Here is a 14941-nt window from a genome sequence, read left to right as displayed (position 1 = left end):
AACTCGTGTCTCTGATCGCTTCTGACCACTTCCGCATCGTTGTCGGCCTCGGCAAGAGCGGCATGTCCCTGGTTCGCTTCCTGGCGAACCGGGGCGTGGCGTTTGCAGTGGCCGATACGCGGGAAAATCCACCGGAACTGGCCACGCTCAAGCGTGACTATCCGCACGTGGAAGTGCGTTGTGGCGAGCTGGACGTCGAGTTCCTGTGCCGTGCCGACGAGCTCTACGTGAGCCCCGGCCTGGCCCTGGCGACCCCGGCCCTGCAGGCCGCCGCCGCCCGTGGCGTGAAAATGTCCGGCGACATCGAGCTGTTCGCGCGTAACGCGAAGGCGCCGATCGTGGCCATCAGCGGCTCCAACGCGAAAAGCACCGTCACCACGCTGGTCGGCGAAATGGCGGCTGCGGCCGGCAAGCGCGTCGCGGTGGGCGGCAACCTCGGCACCCCGGCGCTTGATCTGCTTCGCGATGACGTCGAACTGTACGTGATGGAACTGTCGAGCTTCCAGCTGGAAACCACCGACCAGCTCAACGCTGAAGTGGCGACCGTGCTCAACATCAGCGAAGACCACATGGATCGCTACAGCGGTCTGCCGGCCTATCACTTGGCCAAGCACCGGATCTTCCGTGGTGCCAAACAGTTCGTGGTCAATCGCCAGGATGCCCTGAGCCGTCCGCTGATGGGCGAGGGCCAGCCGTGCTGGACCTTTGGCCTGAGCAAACCGGATTTCAAGGCCTTTGGTATCCGTGAAGAAGATGGCGAGAAATACCTGGCCTTCGAATTCCAGAACCTGATGCCGGTGCGCGAGTTGAAGATTCGTGGCGCCCACAACCAGTCCAACGCCCTCGCGGCCCTGGCCCTGGGTCATGCCGTCGGCCTGCCGTTCGATGCCATGCTGTCGAGCCTGCGCACCTTCGCCGGCCTGGAGCATCGTTGCCAATGGGTCCGTGACCTCGACGGCGTGGGTTACTACAACGATTCCAAGGCCACCAACGTCGGTGCCGCACTGGCCGCCATCGAAGGGCTGGGCGCGGACATCGAGGGCAAGATCGTGCTGATCGCCGGTGGCGACGGCAAGGGGGCGGAGTTCAAGGACTTGCGCGATCCGGTGGCGGCCAACTGCCGCGCCGTGGTGCTGATGGGCCGCGACTCCGACAAGATCGGCGAGACCATCGGCGACGCCGTGCCGCTGATCCGCGCCGGCTCCCTGATCGAAGCGGTCGAGCAATGCCGCGCGGCCGCGCAGCCGGGCGACGTGGTGCTGCTGTCGCCAGCCTGCGCCAGTTTCGACATGTTCAAGAACTACGAAGACCGTGGTCACCAGTTCGTCCAAGCCGTGGAGGAACTGGCATGAGCCTGAGAGGCATCATCAAGCCGTACCCGTCGCCGATCATCACCGGGCGCGGTATCGACCTCGATTTCCCGATGCTCGCCGGTTGCCTGACGTTGCTCGGCCTGGGGCTCATCATGATTGCCTCGGCATCGACCGAAGTGGCGGCCGTGCAGTCGGGCAGCGCCCTGTACTACATGATTCGCCACCTTATTTACGTGGTGCTGGGCCTGGGGGCCTGCATCGTCACCATGATGATCCCGATTGCCACCTGGCAACGCCTGGGCTGGCTGATGCTGCTGGGTGCGTTCGGTTTGCTGGTGATGGTGATCATTCCGGGGATCGGCCGTGAGGTTAACGGCTCGATGCGCTGGATCGGCTTCAGTTTCTTCAACGTCCAGCCTTCCGAGATCGCCAAGGTATTCGTGGTGATCTACCTCGCCGGTTACCTGGTGCGTCGCCAGAAAGAAGTGCGTGAAAGCTGGATGGGCTTTTTCAAGCCGTTCATCGTGCTGCTGCCGATGGCGGGCCTGCTGCTGATGGAGCCGGACTTCGGTGCCACCGTCGTGATGATGGGCGCTGCGGCGGCGATGTTGTTCCTTGGCGGCGTCGGGCTGTTCCGTTTTTCCCTGATGGTGGTCCTGGCTGTCGGAGCGGTGGTGCTGTTGATTCAAATGCAGCCGTATCGAATGGCGCGTCTGACGAACTTTGCCGATCCATGGGCCGACCAGTTCGGTGCCGGCTATCAATTGTCCCAGGCGTTGATAGCTTTCGGTCGTGGCGAATGGCTGGGCGTTGGCCTGGGCAACAGCGTGCAAAAACAGTTCTATCTGCCGGAGGCCCACACTGACTTCGTGTTCTCGGTCCTGGCCGAAGAACTGGGCGCGGTGGGTTCGCTGTGCACTGTGGCACTGTTCGTCTTCGTGTGTATTCGCGGCATGTACATCGGTTTGTGGGCCGAGAAGGCCAAGCAGTTTTTTGCTGCTTATGTCGCCTACGGTTTGTCCTTTCTGTGGATTGGTCAATTCCTGATCAATATCGGCGTGAACGTGGGCTTGCTGCCGACCAAGGGGCTGACCCTGCCGTTCCTCAGCTATGGCGGGAGTTCGCTGGTGATCTGCTGCGCCTGTCTCGGCTTGTTGCTGCGCATCGAATGGGAAAGTCGAACCCACCTGGGCAGCGAGGAAATGGAGTTCCAGGAGAGCGACTTCGCCGAGGAGCCGCACCATGGGCGCTAACGTAATGATCATGGCCGGCGGCACCGGTGGCCACGTGTTCCCGGCGCTGGCCTGTGCCCGCGAATTCCAGGCGCGCGGCTATACCGTGCACTGGCTCGGCACGCCGCGTGGCATCGAGAACGATCTGGTGCCGGCAGCCGGTATCGAGTTGCACCGGATCAATGCCAGCGGTCTGCGCGGCAAGGGCAAGCTGTCGCTGCTCAAGGCACCGTTCATGTTGTTCAAGTCGGTCTGGCAGGCGCGGGCGATCATTCGCCGTCTGCAACCGGTCTGTGTCGTGGGCTTTGGCGGTTTTGTGACCGGTCCTGGTGGCGTCGCGGCCAAACTGGCCGGTGTGCCGGTGATCGTTCACGAGCAGAACGCCGTGGCCGGTACCGCCAATCGGTTGCTGGTGCCGTTGGCCGCCCGAGTCTGTGAAGCGTTCCCCGACACCTTTACCCTGTCGGACAGCCGCCGGACCACCGGTAATCCGGTGCGCACCGAGCTGTTCCTCGAGACATCGCGACCTGCCCTGGCCGGTCGCAAGGCGCGTTTGCTGATCCTGGGCGGAAGCCTGGGCGCAGAACCGTTGAACAAGTTGCTGCCTGAAGCCCTGTCGCAAGTTGCTGCCGATTTGCGTCCGGAAGTGTTCCATCAGGCCGGCAAAAAACACGATGAAGTGACTGCAGAGCGCTATCGCGCGGCTGGCGTCGAGGCGCAGGTGCAGCCTTTCATCAAAGACATGGCCCAAGCCTACGGCTGGGCCGACCTGGTGGTATGTCGCGCAGGCGCGCTGACCATCAGTGAACTGGCCGCCGCCGGTCTGCCCTCGATGCTGGTGCCTTTGCCTCACGCCATCGACGATCACCAGACCCGCAACGCCGAATATTTGGCCCGTGAAGGCGCAGCCTTCCTGATGCCGCAAAGAACGACTGGCGCAGCGGATCTTGCCGCTCGCCTGACAGAGGTCCTGATGCAACCACAACGACTCAACGAAATGGCTACCGCGGCACGCCGCCTCGCCAAACCCGATGCCACCCGTAACGTGGTCGATAGCTGCCTGGAGGTGGCCCATGGTTGAGAGTCAGAAAGCCATGCCACAACCGGAAATGCGCCGTATCCGTCGCATCCACTTCGTCGGTATCGGCGGTGTGGGCATGTGCGGGATTGCCGAAGTGTTGCTGAACCTGGGTTATGCCGTGTCCGGTTCCGACCTCAAAGCTTCGCCGGTCACTGAGCGCCTGGAGTCCTTCGGGGCGCAGATCTTCATCGGCCACCGCGCCGAGAACGCCGCTGCCGCCGACGTGCTGGTGGTGTCGAGTGCCGTGAACACGTCCAACCCGGAAGTCGCTACCGCGCTGGAGCGCCGTATTCCGGTGGTGCCGCGTGCAGAGATGCTGGCTGAGCTGATGCGTTATCGCCACGGTATCGCCGTTGCCGGTACCCACGGCAAAACCACCACCACCAGCCTGATCGCTTCGGTGTTCGCGGCCGGTGGCCTGGACCCGACGTTCGTGATCGGTGGCCGCCTGAATGCCGCGGGTACCAATGCCCAGCTTGGTACCAGCCGCTACCTGATCGCCGAAGCCGACGAAAGCGATGCCAGCTTCCTGCACTTGCAGCCGCTGGTGGCCGTGGTCACCAACATCGACGCCGATCACATGGCGACCTACGACGGTGACTTCAACAAACTGAAGAAAACCTTCGTCGAATTCCTGCACAACCTGCCGTTCTATGGTCTGGCGGTGGTGTGCCTGGACGATCCGGTGGTGCGTGAAATCCTGCCATTGGTCAAACGCCCGACAGTCACCTATGGCTTCGGCGAAGACTGCGACGTGCGCGCCATCAACGTGCGCCAGCAAGGCATGCAGACCTTCTTCACTGTGCTGCGCCCTGACCGCGAACCGCTGGATGTGTCGGTGAACATGCCGGGCAACCACAACGTATTGAACGCACTGGCGACCATCTGCATTGCCACCGACGAAGGCGTCAGCGATGAAGCCATCGTCCAGGGTCTGTCCGGGTTCCAGGGCGTCGGCCGACGCTTCCAGGTCTACGGCGAACTGCCGGTGGACGGCGGCAATGTGATGCTGGTCGATGACTACGGTCACCACCCGACGGAAGTCGCGGCCGTGATCAAGGCCGTGCGCGGGGGCTGGCCGGAGCGACGCCTGGTGATGGTCTACCAGCCGCACCGTTACAGCCGCACCCGTGACCTGTACGACGATTTCGTCAATGTGCTGGCCGACGCCAATGTACTGCTGCTGATGGAGGTCTATCCGGCCGGCGAAGAGCCGATTCCGGGCGCCGACAGCCGCAAGCTGTGCAACAGCATCCGTCAGCGTGGCCAGCTTGACCCGATCTACATCGAGCGTGGTGTCGACCTCGCGCCAGTGGTCAAGCCGCTGCTGCGTGCCGGCGACATCCTGCTGTGCCAGGGTGCCGGTGATATCGGCGGTCTCGCACCGAAACTGCTGAAGAGTGAGCTGTTCGCCGGTGCCGTTGCCGCACCGGAGAAGGGGACGTTGAAATGACTGCTGCCTACGCCAACCTGGTCTCCACGATCGCGCCGAAAGATTTCGGCCGCGTCGCCGTGCTGTTTGGCGGCAAGAGTGCCGAGCGCGAAGTCTCCCTGAAGTCGGGCAACGCTGTTCTCGACGCGCTGCAAAGCGCCGGTGTGGACGCGTTCGGCCTCGACGTGGGCGATGACCTGCTGCAGCGTCTGCAGAGCGAAAAGATCGACCGCGCCTTCATCATCCTCCACGGTCGTGGCGGTGAAGACGGCAGCATGCAGGGCCTGCTCGAATGCCTGGGCATTCCGTACACCGGCAGCGGCATCCTGGCCTCGGCCCTGGCCATGGACAAACTGCGCACCAAGCAGGTCTGGCACAGCCTGGGCATTCCGACGCCACGTCACGCGGTACTGAGCAGCGAGGCTGATTGTATTTCGGCAGCGACGGAACTGGGCTTCCCTTTGATCGTCAAACCGGCCCATGAAGGTTCAAGTATCGGGATGGCCAAAGTGAGTTCTGCGTCCGAGTTGATCGACGCATGGAACGCGGCCAGTACCTACGATTCGCAAGTGTTGGTCGAGCAATGGATTCACGGTCCGGAGTTCACCATCGCCACCCTGCGTGACCAGGTGTTGCCACCGATTGCCCTGGGCACGACGCACAGCTTCTACGACTACGACGCCAAGTACATCGCCAACGATACCCAGTACCGCATTCCGTGCGGTCTGGACAGCGCCAAGGAACAGGAACTCATGGACCTCACGGCGAAAGCCTGTGAAGCGCTGGGTATCGCCGGTTGGGGCAGGGCAGACGTGATGCAGGACGCCGACGGGCAGTTCTGGTTCCTGGAAGTCAACACCGCACCGGGCATGACCGATCACAGCCTGGTGCCGATGGCGGCCCGTGCTGCCGGTCTGGATTTCCAGCAACTGGTTCTGGCCATTCTGGCCGAGAGCGTTGCCGGCAACACTGCCGGTAATCAAGAGTCGACGAGAGGTTAAGGCCATGCAAGGCGCTCAGCTCAGACATCAGCCTCCCGCACCCGGTCGCAAGCCGGTGCCACGGGGTGCCAGCCGAATGGTGGCCAAAGAGCCGATGTCCGTGCGCCTGCCGAAAGCCAATTTCGGCTTTCTGAAAAGCCTGTTCTGGCCGGTAGTGCTGGTGGCTTTGGGGTTCGGTACTTACGAAGGCGCCACTCGGCTGTTGCCGTATGCCGACCGACCCATCACCAGGATCAACGTGCAGGGCGACTTGAGTTACATCAGCCAGCAAGCGGTGCAGCAGCGGATCGCCCCATACGTGGCGTCGAGCTTCTTCACCATCGACCTGGCGAGCATGCGCACGGAGCTTGAAACGATGCCATGGATTGCCCACGCCGAAGTGCGCAGGGTGTGGCCGGATCAAGTGGTGATCCGCCTGGAGGAACAACTGCCGGTGGCCCGATGGGGCGACGAGTCGCTGTTGAACAACCAGGGCCAGGCCTTCACTCCGCGTGAGTTGGCGAACTACGAACACTTGCCGCAGCTGTTCGGCCCGCAGCGGGCCCAGCAGCAAGTTATGCAGCAATACCAGGTATTGAGCCAGATGCTCAGGCCGCTGGGCTTCTCGATTGCACGCCTGGAACTGCGTGATCGCGGCAGCTGGTTCCTGACCACCGGCCCCGGCAGTGCCGGCCCGGGCATCGAACTGCTGCTGGGACGCGGCAACCAGGTGGAAAAGATGCGCCGCTTCATCGCCATCTATGACAAGACGCTTAAAGAACAGATTACGAACATTGCGCGCATCGATCTGCGCTACGCCAACGGCCTCGCCGTTGGCTGGCGGGAACCTGTAGCGCCCACGGCAGCCCAACCCGCTGTCGCGAAGAATTAAGAAGAGGCAGGACCCATGGCAAACGTGCAAAGCGGCAAAATGATCGTCGGTCTCGATATCGGCACCTCCAAGGTGGTGGCGCTGGTAGGCGAGGTCGCGGACGACGGCACGCTGGAAATCGTCGGGATCGGCACCCATCCGTCCCGTGGCCTGAAAAAAGGCGTGGTGGTGAACATCGAATCCACCGTGCAATCGATCCAGCGCGCGATCGAAGAAGCGCAGCTGATGGCTGGTTGCCGCATTCACTCGGCGTTCGTTGGCGTGGCCGGCAATCACATCCGCAGCCTGAACTCCCACGGCATCGTCGCGATTCGTGATCGCGAAGTCAGCTCGGCGGACCTTGAGCGCGTGCTCGACGCGGCCCAGGCCGTGGCGATTCCGGCTGACCAGCGCGTGCTGCACACCTTGCCGCAGGATTATGTGATCGATAACCAGGAAGGCGTCCGTGAGCCGCTGGGCATGTCCGGCGTGCGTCTGGAGGCCAAGGTCCACGTGGTCACCTGCGCTGTCAACGCCGCACAGAACATCGAAAAATGCGTGCGTCGCTGCGGTCTGGAAATCGACGACATCATTCTCGAACAGCTTGCTTCCGCGTATTCGGTACTGACCGATGACGAGAAAGAGCTGGGCGTGTGCCTGGTGGACATCGGCGGTGGCACCACCGACATCGCGATCTTCACCGAAGGCGCGATCCGTCACACCGCGGTGATCCCGATTGCCGGTGACCAGGTGACCAACGACATCGCCATGGCGTTGCGCACTCCGACCCAGTACGCCGAAGAAATCAAGATTCGCTACGCCTGCGCCCTGGCCAAGCTGGCCGGTGCCGGTGAAACCATCAAAGTACCGAGCGTTGGCGACCGTCCGCCGCGTGAGCTGTCCCGTCAGGCCTTGGCCGAAGTGGTTGAGCCGCGCTACGACGAACTGTTCACGCTGATCCAGGCCGAACTGCGCCGCAGCGGCTACGAAGACCTGATCCCGGCCGGCATCGTGCTGACCGGCGGTACGTCGAAGATGGAAGGCGCTACCGAACTGGCCGAGGAAATCTTCCACATGCCGGTCCGCCTGGGCGTGCCTCACGGCGTGAAAGGCCTGGATGACGTAGTCCGCAACCCGATCTATTCCACTGGCGTCGGCCTGTTGATGTACGGCCTGCAGAAGCAGTCCGACGGCATCTCGTTCTCGGGCATCGGCAGTCGCGACAGCTACAGCAACGAAGAGCCACAGGCTCCGCTGCTGGACCGCCTGAAGAAGTGGGTCCAGGGCAATTTCTGAAGATTTACCGCATCACCGCTACACCGAAGCACGCAGTAGGCGAAAAAACTAGAGAATGTAAAGGAGAGGGAAAATGTTCGAACTCGTAGACAACATCCCCGCAAGCCCGGTAATCAAAGTTATCGGTGTCGGCGGTGGCGGCGGCAACGCTGTCAACCACATGGTCAAGAGCAACATCGAAGGCGTCGAGTTCATCTGCGCCAACACCGATGCTCAAGCGCTGAAAAACATCGGCGCGCGCACCATCCTGCAACTGGGCACCGGCGTGACCAAGGGCCTGGGCGCTGGCGCCAACCCTGAAGTCGGCCGTCAAGCCGCTCTGGAAGACCGTGAGCGCATTGCCGAAGTACTGGCCGGCACCAACATGGTGTTCATCACCACCGGCATGGGCGGCGGTACCGGTACCGGTGCTGCGCCGATCATCGCCGAAGTGGCCAAGGAAATGGGCATCCTCACCGTTGCGGTGGTGACCCGTCCGTTCCCGTTCGAAGGCCGCAAGCGTATGCAGATCGCCGACGAAGGCATCCGCATGCTCTCCGAAAGCGTCGACTCGTTGATCACCATTCCCAACGAAAAACTGCTGACCATCCTCGGTAAAGACGCAAGCCTCTTGTCGGCTTTCGCCAAGGCTGACGATGTACTGGCCGGTGCCGTTCGCGGTATCTCCGACATCATCAAGCGTCCGGGCATGATCAACGTCGACTTCGCCGACGTGCGTACCGTGATGAGCGAAATGGGCATGGCGATGATGGGCACTGGCTGCGCGAGCGGTCCGAACCGTGCACGCGAAGCCACCGAAGCGGCCATTCGCAACCCGCTGCTGGAAGACGTGAACCTGCAAGGCGCTCGCGGCATCCTGGTGAACATTACCGCCGGTCCGGATCTGTCCCTGGGTGAATACTCCGACGTGGGTAGCATCATCGAGGCATTTGCATCCGAGCACGCGATGGTCAAGGTCGGTACCGTTATCGATCCGGACATGCGCGACGAGCTGCACGTGACCGTCGTTGCCACAGGTCTTGGCGCTAAAATCGAGAAGCCTGTGAAGGTCATCGACAACACCGTCCACACCTCGATGGCTGCACAGCCACAACAACAGGCCCCTGTTCGTCAGGAAGCTCCAGCGGTGAACTACCGTGACCTGGACCGTCCGACCGTCATGCGCAACCAGGCCCAGGCCGGTGCTGCGACTGCCGCGAAGATGAATCCGCAAGATGACCTGGACTACCTGGACATTCCGGCTTTCCTGCGTCGACAGGCCGATTGATGAAATGTATCAGGGGTATTAGGGTGATTGGTGTTCAGCAAAGGTCTGGTCTGCTATCATCGCCAGCCTTTGTTGATACCAGTTCGCAATTTGCGCTGAAGCGGCCCATGCCATGATTAAACAACGCACCCTGAAGAATATTATCCGTGCCACAGGTGTCGGCCTGCACTCCGGGGAGAAGGTCTACCTGACCCTCAAGCCAGCGCCTGTCGACACCGGCATTGTGTTTTGTCGCGCCGACCTCGATCCCGTGGTGCAGATTCCTGCCCGCGCGGAAAACGTTGGTGAAACCACTATGTCGACCACGCTGGTTAACGGTGACGTCAAAGTGGACACGGTAGAGCACCTGCTCTCGGCCATGGCAGGCCTGGGCATCGATAACGCCTACGTCGAGCTCTCCGCGTCCGAAGTCCCGATCATGGATGGTAGCGCCGGACCTTTCGTATTCCTGATTCAATCGGCTGGCCTGGAAGAACAGGACGCCGCCAAGAAGTTCATCCGCATCCTGCGTGAAGTGACAGTGGAAGATGGCGACAAGCGCGCTACTTTCGTCCCTTTCGACGGGTTCAAGGTGAGCTTCGAGATCGATTTCGATCACCCGGTTTTCCGTGACCGCACACAAAGTGCAAGCGTGGATTTTTCCAGCACTTCGTTTGTAAAAGAAGTCAGCCGCGCCCGTACCTTTGGTTTCATGAGTGACATCGAGTACCTGCGCAAGCACAACCTCGCACTCGGCGGCAGCGTTGAAAACGCTATTGTGGTCGACGCCGATGGCGTACTGAACGAAGACGGCCTTCGCTACGAAGACGAATTCGTGAAGCACAAGATTCTCGATGCAATTGGTGACCTCTACCTGCTGGGCAATAGCCTGATTGGTGAGTTCAAGGGCTTCAAGTCCGGCCACGCACTGAACAACCAGCTGCTGCGCAAGTTGATTGAGCAGACAGATGCCTGGGAAGTCGTGACGTTCGAAGATGCCAGCACTGCACCGATCTCTTACATGCGCCCGGTTGCGGCCGTGTAAGCAAAAAACCTCTCTAGTTTTTTAAAGGCTACCTTCGGGTGGCCTTTTTTTATGCCCCGAAGTTTGTAGTGCCTGGGCTGGCCTCATCGCGAGCAAGCTCGCTCCTACAGAGGGTTGCATTCTCATGTGGGTGCGAGCCTGCTCGCGAAGGCGTCGGCCCATCCAGTAAAAATCCTATTTGGCACACACCACCCGATTGCGCCCCCCGTCCTTGGCCTGATACAGCGCCTTGTCCGCACTGAACAGCAATTGTTCCAGGTTGATATCGCTGGCCGCCGTCCAGGTGGCAATGCCGATACTCACGCTCATCGGCGACTCACCCGGGTCAACCAGCGGCAGCTTTTGCACCGCCCCACGGATATGTTCGGCGATCTGCCGCGCGCCTTCACTGCCGGTTTCCGCCAGAATCACCGAGAACTCCTCGCCACCATAGCGCGCCACCAGGTCTGCCGGGCGATGGACATTGGCGCGGATGACCTCGGCCAATGCCCGCAAGGCGTCGTCGCCGGCCTGATGCCCGTGCCGGTCATTGAAGGCCTTGAAATGATCGGCATCGATCATCAGCAATGACAACGGCTTGCCGCTGCGCTGCGCACGAAACCATTCATGGCGCAGCGTCTGATCAAGGGATCGACGGTTGGCCACGCCGGTCAAGGCGTCAGTGGCCGCCAGTTGCGCCAGTTCCTGTTCGGCATATTGGCGCAGGCGCAGCTCGCGGCAGAGCAGCCAGGTCAGCCAGAACAAACCGATGCACAAAACCCCGGTAGCACCGCTGATCACATAGGCCGTGCGGCTCCAGGTGGCGAACACTTCATCGATGGAAAGGGCCACGATGACGGTCAGCGGCAGATTGCCAACCCGGGAAAAGGTGTACAGGCGCCGTTGATGGTCGACACTCGATACGCTTTCGAAGGTCCCACTGCGCTCCTGCAGCATGCGTACGACGTTGGGACGGTTGGAGAAGCTTTTACCGATGGAGTTTTGTTCCCGGTACGGTTTCTGCGCCAGGAGAATCCCGTCATTGTTGATGATGGCCAGCGTACTGCCGGTGCCGATGTCGAGGCTGTTGAACAGCTGATCGAAGTAGCTCATGCGCATAGAGGCCACCGCGACCCCCAGAAACTCACCCGTTGGCGAGGAAATGCGTCGGCTGAAACTGATGCGCCATTCGTCGCTGTCATCACAGTCGCAGCGCGGCTTGAATGGTCGACTGATAAACATGCCGGTGTCGCGATTGGAGACATGGGCCTGGAAATAATCACGGTCAGCAAAGTTGCCCGGTTTCGGTTCGATCAATGAAGAGTCGGCCAGCACGTCGCCGTGCTTGTCCAGCAGCAGGATGTCGCCCTTGTAGCGCGCGGTGGTGGAGCGGTCGAACAGCACCAGATGACGGATCTGTGGCGATACCTGTTTCAGGTCCTCCCGTTGGGCGGCGGCGATCAGGCCCTGCAAGGTCAAATCATAGAGCTCGACCGTACGCAGGACATCGGCATCGATCAGTTGTGCGATGGTGGTCGCGCTGCGTGTGGCGGTCTGCTGTGCATAGGCGTGTTCGCGGATCAGCAGGAACGTGACGATGCACAGGATCGAGATGACAGTCAGGGTGCTGCCGAGGATCACCATGATCTCCGGTCGCCCGGGCGGGCCTTGAATGTGTGGGGTGCGGCTTGCGGTCATAGGACTGACGTCTGCTGGAGGGACGTAGTAAGCGTAGTTGCATAAACGTAGCAGCCGAGTGAATCGCTTCTGTTGCTTGAACGATTGATCATTGGCGTGGGTGTCAGTGTTTTCGTTGCAAAAATTGCAATGAAAGTTGAGTCGCCACGATAAAAAAAAGCCGCTGGCAGCAGCGGCTTTAAGACAACTTTTCAAAGGGAAGAGCCAATGAAAAGTGTCGAGGGAAACAGGCGTGACAGGTACGGATCAGCTGTCTTTTTCGGCCCGTGGCTGGGCCTGGGTGCTGGAGGCTTGCGGGGCCTGGGCGTCTTGCGCAGCCTTGGCCGTCATCTCGACCTGATGCTCTTCGAACGCCGCAGAGCGTGCAGCGTTATGTGCAACGAAAGTCTGCGATTCTTCCGCCATCGCCAATGGCGACAGGAACAAAGAGGACAAAACGAAAGCGCTGGCAATACCCATACTGTTGGACATCTTTAAAACCTTCTTGCTTGGCAAGTGCTGTTTGGTGCGGGCAAAGATAAGGATATGAGGCGAGGGGAAAAAGAGCGGATTCATGAAAGGACTGTTACAACAAAAGCAAAGATCGATAGGAGGAAGCAAACATTCACGGTGGCGAGGGGGCTTGCCCCCGTTCGGCGGCAAAGCCGTCGTAAATCCGGTATGCAAGGTGTATCAGATAAATCGTGGTTGCAGATTTTGGGGCCGCTGCGCAGCCCAACAGGGGGTGTGCCCGTCAGACAGGCAGATGAATCCCGAACGTATTCATCCCATGGTCGCTGCGCACGAACACATCGCCGCCATGCATCAATGCAATCGCCTTGACGATGGCCAGCCCCAGGCCGTGATTGTTGCCGCTGTTGCTGCGCGAAGCATCGACCCGATAGAAACGCTCGAACAGCCGTGGCAGGTGCTCACAGGCAATCGGCGAACCGGGGTTGGCGACGCCGATGCTGACCTGGTGTTCTGCGGCTTCAATGCGCACCTGAATGACCTGCCCGGGCGCCGTGTGCTGCACCGCGTTGTTCAGCAGGTTGATCAACGCCCGGCGCAGATGGGCAATCTCGATGCTCACTTGTGCGTCACCACTGACCTCGACCCGGACCTGAGCGTCTTCGAGAATGAAATCCAGATATTCCAGCGTCGTGGCGACCTCTTCGGCCAGTGAGGTTGAGGTGAGTTTGGTCGCCTTGCTGCCCTGGTCGGCGCTGGCGAGGAACAGCATGTCGTTGATGATCGAACGCAGTCGCTCAAGCTCTTCGAGGTTCGATTGCAGCACTTCGAAGTAATGCTCGGCGGAGCGTCCGCGGGTCAATGCGACCTGGGTCTGGCCGATCAGGTTGGTCAATGGCGAACGCAATTCGTGGGCGACGTCGGCATTGAACGATTCAAGGCGCGAGTACGCTTGCTCGACCCGTTCCAGGGTCGAATTGAACGAGCTGACGAATTGATCGAGTTCTGGTGGCAACGGTGACAGTCGCAAGCGCCCCGAGCGCAACGGCGGGGCCAGGCGCTGGGCTTCCTGGGACAGTTTGATCAGCGGCTTGAGACCGATCCGCGCCACCCAGTAACCCAGTGCCGAGGCCAGCAGCACGCCGACAATCGCCAGGCTGATCAGCGCGATCAGCAGTTGATGCTGCGTATGGAAAAACGTTTCGGTGTCGATGGCGATCATGAAACGCAGTGGTGGGCGCTGGTCCTTGGCCGGGAACTCGCTGACCAGCACTTTCAGCGGATACGGGTGATCCGGCAGATGCATGTCCCGTGTGCCCAGCGGCCCCTGGGCAAAGGCGCGGATCTCTGGGGTCAAGTTGCCATATTCGTAGTGCGGATCGCCACTGATGATCCAGAAACTGATGCGCTTGTCTTCTTCGCTCAGCAGATTGAGCTTGTTGTTGATCTTCAGCCAATGCTCGGGCGTGCCGTATCGGCCGACCGTGGATTCGAGCACGCTGTAGCGCGCATCGAGTTCAGCTTCGGGCAACAGGCCAAGGCCTTTGTCGACCTGCTGGTACAAGGCCCAGCCGATCAACAGGAACACCAGCAGCGCCACCAGCGTAAACATCCCGCTCAGCCGCAAGGCGATTGAATTACTGGACACCACGGCTCTCCAGCACATAACCCATACCGCGAATGGTGTGCAGCAGTTTCTCTTCAAACGGCCCGTCGAGCTTGGCCCGCAGGCGTTTGATCGCGACTTCGACGACGTTGGCGTCACTGTCGAAATTAATGTCCCAGACCATTTCGGCGATGGCGGTTTTCGAGAGGATTTCACCCTGGCGGCGGGCCAGAACGCTGAGCAGCGAGAACTCCTTGGCGGTCAGGTCCAGCCGTGTACCGCCACGCGTAGCCTTGCGGCTGATCAAATCTATCCACAGGTCGGCGATGCTCACTTGCACCGGTTCATGGCCGCCGCTGCGCCGGGTCAGCGCTTGCAGGCGTGCCACCAGTTCCAGGAAGGAAAACGGTTTGCCCAGATAGTCATCGGCGCCGTCACGCAGGCCCTTGATGCGATCTTCAACTCGTTCACGGGCGGTGAGCATGATCACCGGGGTTTGCTTGCGCGCACGCAAGGCGCGCAAAACGCCGAAGCCATCGAGGCCCGGCAACATCACGTCGAGGACGATCACCGCGTAGTCGCTTTCCAGCGCCAGGTGCAGGCCTTCGACCCCGTCCCGCGCCAGATCCACGGTGTAACCCTGTTCCGTCAGACCGCAGTGCAGATAATCCGCGGTTTTTTCCTCGTCTTCGATAATCAGAACGCGCATGAC

Annotated in this window: 13 protein-coding genes; 9 read left to right on the top strand and 4 right to left on the bottom strand. The window is 60.8% G+C overall.

Annotation, left to right across the window (positions count from 1 at the left end; genetic code table 11):
* Window positions 1-5: 5 nt before the first annotated feature.
* From murD to lpxC, 9 genes are all read left to right on the top strand, one after another.
* A complete protein-coding gene (murD, locus tag RS887_RS06485) occupies window positions 6-1352 on the top strand; it encodes a UDP-N-acetylmuramoyl-L-alanine--D-glutamate ligase (protein ID WP_322614798.1) in 1347 nt (448 codons plus the stop codon).
* Entirely contained in the window at window positions 1349-2566 is a 1218-nt protein-coding gene (gene ftsW / locus RS887_RS06480) for a putative lipid II flippase FtsW (protein ID WP_416339939.1), read from the top strand. The genes murD and ftsW overlap by 4 nt, the downstream gene beginning before the upstream one ends.
* Window positions 2556-3626: an undecaprenyldiphospho-muramoylpentapeptide beta-N-acetylglucosaminyltransferase gene (gene murG / locus RS887_RS06475; protein ID WP_085715913.1), complete on the top strand. Its 1071-nt coding sequence runs from the start codon at window positions 2556-2558 to the stop codon at window positions 3624-3626. Before ftsW ends, murG begins: the two co-directional genes overlap by 11 nt.
* Window positions 3619-5079 (top strand): UDP-N-acetylmuramate--L-alanine ligase, encoded by a 1461-nt coding sequence (murC, locus tag RS887_RS06470; protein WP_008016705.1) that lies wholly within the window; start codon window positions 3619-3621, stop codon window positions 5077-5079. The genes murG and murC overlap by 8 nt, the downstream gene beginning before the upstream one ends.
* Window positions 5076-6059 (top strand): D-alanine--D-alanine ligase, encoded by a 984-nt coding sequence (locus RS887_RS06465; RefSeq protein ID WP_322614797.1) that lies wholly within the window; start codon window positions 5076-5078, stop codon window positions 6057-6059. Before murC ends, RS887_RS06465 begins: the two co-directional genes overlap by 4 nt.
* Window positions 6060-6063: 4 nt before the next feature.
* Complete coding sequence (locus RS887_RS06460) at window positions 6064-6930, top strand: cell division protein FtsQ/DivIB (RefSeq protein ID WP_322614796.1); 867 nt, start codon at window positions 6064-6066, stop codon at window positions 6928-6930.
* Window positions 6931-6945: 15 nt separating this feature from the next.
* Window positions 6946-8205 (top strand): cell division protein FtsA, encoded by a 1260-nt coding sequence (gene ftsA / locus RS887_RS06455; protein WP_007989901.1) that lies wholly within the window; start codon window positions 6946-6948, stop codon window positions 8203-8205.
* A gap of 73 nt (window positions 8206-8278) precedes the next feature.
* Window positions 8279-9472 (top strand): cell division protein FtsZ, encoded by a 1194-nt coding sequence (ftsZ, locus tag RS887_RS06450; RefSeq protein WP_008016708.1) that lies wholly within the window; start codon window positions 8279-8281, stop codon window positions 9470-9472.
* Between the two features lie 112 nt (window positions 9473-9584).
* Window positions 9585-10496 (top strand): UDP-3-O-acyl-N-acetylglucosamine deacetylase, encoded by a 912-nt coding sequence (gene lpxC / locus RS887_RS06445; RefSeq protein WP_008016709.1) that lies wholly within the window; start codon window positions 9585-9587, stop codon window positions 10494-10496.
* Between the two features lie 174 nt (window positions 10497-10670).
* On the opposite strand, the gene RS887_RS06440 is transcribed toward lpxC, so the two are convergent.
* From RS887_RS06440 to RS887_RS06425, 4 genes are all read right to left on the bottom strand, one after another.
* Window positions 10671-12173: a sensor domain-containing diguanylate cyclase gene (locus RS887_RS06440; RefSeq protein ID WP_322614795.1), complete on the bottom strand. Its 1503-nt coding sequence runs from the start codon at window positions 12171-12173 to the stop codon at window positions 10671-10673.
* Between the two features lie 246 nt (window positions 12174-12419).
* Entirely contained in the window at window positions 12420-12644 is a 225-nt protein-coding gene (locus RS887_RS06435) for a hypothetical protein (protein ID WP_322614794.1), read from the bottom strand.
* Window positions 12645-12906: 262 nt separating this feature from the next.
* Window positions 12907-14271 carry a heavy metal sensor histidine kinase gene (locus RS887_RS06430; protein ID WP_322614793.1) on the bottom strand — a complete coding sequence of 455 codons (1365 nt, stop codon included), beginning with the start codon at window positions 14269-14271 and terminating at the stop codon, window positions 12907-12909.
* A complete protein-coding gene (locus RS887_RS06425; RefSeq protein ID WP_322614792.1) occupies window positions 14261-14938 on the bottom strand; it encodes a heavy metal response regulator transcription factor in 678 nt (225 codons plus the stop codon). Before RS887_RS06425 ends, RS887_RS06430 begins: the two co-directional genes overlap by 11 nt.
* Between the last annotated feature and the right edge of the window lie 3 nt (window positions 14939-14941).

The sequence above is a fragment of the Pseudomonas sp. BIC9C genome (genome assembly GCF_034541995.1).
GTDB lineage: Bacteria > Pseudomonadota > Gammaproteobacteria > Pseudomonadales > Pseudomonadaceae > Aquipseudomonas > Aquipseudomonas fluorescens_CC.
This window is presented reverse-complemented; position numbering and strand designations above follow the sequence as displayed.

What these genes read in the sequence shown, in the direction of transcription:
- ftsW (WP_416339939.1), top strand. Translation starts at nt 1,349, where the DNA reads ATGAGCCTGAGAGGCATCATCAAGCCGTACCCGTCGCCGATCATCACC.
- murG (WP_085715913.1), top strand. Translation starts at nt 2,556, where the DNA reads ATGGGCGCTAACGTAATGATCATGGCCGGCGGCACCGGTGGCCACGTG.
- murC (WP_008016705.1), top strand. Translation starts at nt 3,619, where the DNA reads ATGGTTGAGAGTCAGAAAGCCATGCCACAACCGGAAATGCGCCGTATC.
- RS887_RS06465 (WP_322614797.1), top strand. Translation starts at nt 5,076, where the DNA reads ATGACTGCTGCCTACGCCAACCTGGTCTCCACGATCGCGCCGAAAGAT.
- RS887_RS06460 (WP_322614796.1), top strand. Translation starts at nt 6,064, where the DNA reads ATGCAAGGCGCTCAGCTCAGACATCAGCCTCCCGCACCCGGTCGCAAG.
- ftsA (WP_007989901.1), top strand. Translation starts at nt 6,946, where the DNA reads ATGGCAAACGTGCAAAGCGGCAAAATGATCGTCGGTCTCGATATCGGC.
- ftsZ (WP_008016708.1), top strand. Translation starts at nt 8,279, where the DNA reads ATGTTCGAACTCGTAGACAACATCCCCGCAAGCCCGGTAATCAAAGTT.
- lpxC (WP_008016709.1), top strand. Translation starts at nt 9,585, where the DNA reads ATGATTAAACAACGCACCCTGAAGAATATTATCCGTGCCACAGGTGTC.
- RS887_RS06440 (WP_322614795.1), bottom strand. Translation starts at nt 12,173, where the DNA reads ATGACCGCAAGCCGCACCCCACACATTCAAGGCCCGCCCGGGCGACCG.
- RS887_RS06435 (WP_322614794.1), bottom strand. Translation starts at nt 12,644, where the DNA reads ATGTCCAACAGTATGGGTATTGCCAGCGCTTTCGTTTTGTCCTCTTTG.
- RS887_RS06425 (WP_322614792.1), bottom strand. Translation starts at nt 14,938, where the DNA reads ATGCGCGTTCTGATTATCGAAGACGAGGAAAAAACCGCGGATTATCTG.